Genomic DNA, 3550 nt, shown 5'->3' with positions numbered 1-3550 from the left:
CATCACCACCCGCACGAAGAGCAGGAAGGTCAAGACGCATCGGCACCAAAACCCCACCCTGCGCCCAGCCCACATCGAACAGCGCCAAACCCTCAACCGCAGACAAGCCCGGCACACCATCAACACCCGCACCCATACCGGCCTGATCCCACAAACCCCACGCCAGGGACGTACCGACCAACCCGGCCGCATTGCGCTGGCGGATCAGCTCGTCGAGAAAACTATTCGCCGCCGCATAATTCCCCTGACCAATATTCCCCACCACACCAGCCGCCGACGAAAACACCACAAAGATTTCCAGGTCACGACCAGCCGTCAACTCATGCAAATACCACGCCCCATCCACCTTCGGCCCAAACACCCGACCAACCCGCTCCGACGTCAACGACGCAACCAGCCCGTCGTCAAGAACACCGGCGGTATGCACAACCCCACGCAGATCCGCGATCCCCCCAAGAAGCCCAGCGACCGCCTCACGATCAGACACGTCACACGCCACCACCCGCACCACCGCGCCCAACCCCGACAACTCATCGACCAAGTCCTCCACGCCAGGCGCCCTCACCCCCCGGCGACCCGTCAACACCAAACTCCGCACCCCGTGCTCCACCACCAAGTGCCGCGCCAACAAGCCACCCAACGCGCCCGTACCACCCGTCACCAACACCGTCCCCGCCGCCGGCACCCGCACCGACACACCACCCACCCCACGCACCAAACGCCGGGCCTGCCACACCCCCTCCCACAACCGCAACTCCGGCTCCCCCACACGCACAGCACCCGCTACCAACTCATCCGTCACCGCCACATCACCCACATCCACCAACACAAACCGACCCGGACTCTCACTCTGCGCCGACCGCACCAACCCAAACACCGCCGCCGACACCACATCCATCCCCCGCGCCACCACCACCAACCGACCACCACCAACCGACTGCACCCGACCCAACACATCCCCCACCACCGCACGCACCCCATCAACCACACCACCCACAACACGCTCCAACACCACCACCTCAAACACCTCACCCGACACCGACACCGGCACCGACATCGGCGCCATATCAACCCAATCAACAGCGAAGAGGTGATCCGCCGGGCCACGGGTTTCCATGGCTCGGAAGTGGAGCTTGCGGACCTGCGCCACGGCGTTTCCGGTGCTGTCCGCAATGGTTAGCGAGACCGCGTCCGGGCCTGCGGGAGCGAGCCGTACGCGCAACGCCGTGGCGCCGACAGCGTGCAGACTTACTCCGCTCCAGGCGAACGGGAGTCGGGTCCGCCCCTCTTCAGCGGAGCTGACGAAGCCGCCAAACGCGGCGGCGTGCAGGGCAGCGTCGAAGAGTGCGGGGTGCAGCCCGAAGCCGGTCACCGACGTCGTCTCCGGCAGGGAGATCTCGGCGTAGACCTCGTCGCCCTTCCGCCAGGCGGCGTGCAGGCCCTGGAAGATGGGCCCGTAGTGGAGTCCGGTGTCGGCGAGGTCGTCGTAGAGGTGCCCGGTGTCGAGTTGTTCGGCGTTCGACGGCGGCCAGGCGGTCAGATCGGCTGCGCCGGCCGGTTCGGCCGTGGTGACGACGCCGCTCGCGTGCCGGGTCCACGGGTCGTCCGACGCTGCGGTGTCCGGGCGAGTGTGGATGGCGACGGCCCGGTTGTCGTCCACGGTGACGCGCAGCGCGAGCGCGCCCTGGGCCGGGACGATCAGCGGCGTGTGGATGGTGAGCTCGTCGACGGTGCCGCAGCCAACCTGGTCACCAGCGTGGACCGCGAGCTCGGCGAGCGCTGCGCCGGGGAGAATCACCTCGTCGCCGACCCGGTGGTCGGTCAACCACGGATGCGTCTGCACAGACAGCCGACCGGTCAACACGACCGTGTCGCTGTCGGGAACCGTGACGACAGCGGTAAGCAACGGATGACCAGTCGCGGACTGACCCAGACCCGCGGCGTCTCCGGTGCCGGCGCTGCTACGAAGCCAGAACTCCTGATGCTCGAACGCGTAGGTCGGCAGGTCGACGAGCTTCGCCCCCCGGCCGGCGAACACACCGGCCCAGTCCAGCTCCACACCCACCGTATGAAGACCACCGAGCGCGGCAGTAAACGACTCCGCCTCATCGCGACCGTCCCGCAGAGCAGCGACCGCGAACGTGTCATCCGCCATCGCGGACAGCACACCGTCCGGACCCAACTCCAGCAGGGCGGTCACCCCCATCCCCGCCACCGTCGCCAGACCGTCGGCAAAGCGGACGGCTTCCCGCACATGCCGCACCCAGTACTCAACCGAACCGCAGTCCGAAACCTCACCCGTCAGGTTCGACACCACCGGCACCCGCGCCGCCCCGAACGTCAGGCCCTCCAACACCGTGGTGAACTCCGCCAGCATCGGCTCCATCAGATGCGAGTGGAACGCGTGACTCACCGCCAAGCGACGCACCCGCACACCCTCAGCACGCCACCGCCCCACCAACTCCTCAACAGCACCCTCATCACCCGAGATCACCACCGAAGTGGGGCCGTTCACGGCGGCGATCTGCACCCGCGCAGCATCTGCCCGCAAGGCCGCGGCGACCGTGGCCTCGTCCAGGCCGATCGCGGCCATCGCCCCACCCGCAGGCAGAGCTGCCATCAACCGACCACGCGCCGCGATCAACGTGCACGCATCCGCCAGGGAGAAGACGCCCGCGACGTGTGCGGCGACGATCTCCCCCACTGAGTGGCCGAGCAACACCTGCGGGCGCACACCCCACGACTCGGCGAGTCGGAACAACGCCACCTCAACCGCGAACAACGTCGGCTGCGCGAACTCCGTGTTGTTCAACAACTCGGCGTCAGCACCGAAGACGACCGACTTGAGGTCACCAGGGAGCAGATCGCACACCTCATCGAACGCTGCCGCGAACACCGGGAACGTGTCGTACAAACCTCGACCCATACCGAGGCGCTGACTACCCTGACCGGTGAACATCACCCCCAACCGCGCCTCCACCGCCACCCGCGGCGACACCTCAAACGAACCAGCCTGCACGACCGCACGGTGCTCGAAGCGAGTCCGGCCTGCCAGCGTCCACCCGATGTCGACCGGAGAGATCTCCGGATGCGCCGCGACGAAATCGCTGAGCCGGGCCGCCTGGTCCCGCAGAGCTGACTCGGACCGCGCCGACAACACCCACGGCACCGGACCACCCACCGAAGACTCCGAGGCCACCTCCGCTACGGCGGGCGCCTCTTCCAGAATCACGTGCGCATTCGTGCCACTGATCCCGAACGACGAGACACCAGCCCGACGCGGACGATCCGTCGCCGGCCAGGGCCGCGATTCGGTCAGCAGGGACACCGCCCCGGAGGACCAGTCCACCTGCGCTGTCGGCTCGTCGACGTGCAGGGTCTTCGGCAGGGACTCGTGCCGGAAAGCCTGGATCATCTTGATGACCCCAGCCACCCCGGCGGCGGCCTGCGTGTGGCCGATGTTGGACTTGATCGAGCCCAGCCAGAGCGGCTCGGACCGGTCCTGTCCGTACGTGGCGAGCAGCGCCTGCGCTTCGATCGGGTCACCCAG

1 protein-coding gene is annotated in these 3550 nt (G+C 67.5%); it reads right to left on the bottom strand.

What is annotated here, in order from left to right:
* On the bottom strand, positions 1–3538 hold a 3538-nt coding region (locus AB0C25_RS36495), incomplete at its 3' end, for a type I polyketide synthase (RefSeq protein WP_357379635.1).
* Positions 3539–3550 lie beyond the last annotated feature (12 nt).

The sequence above is a fragment of the Micromonospora sp. NPDC048839 genome, assembly GCF_040649915.1.
Classification (GTDB): Bacteria; Actinomycetota; Actinomycetes; order Mycobacteriales; family Micromonosporaceae; genus Micromonospora.
This window is presented reverse-complemented; position numbering and strand designations above follow the sequence as displayed.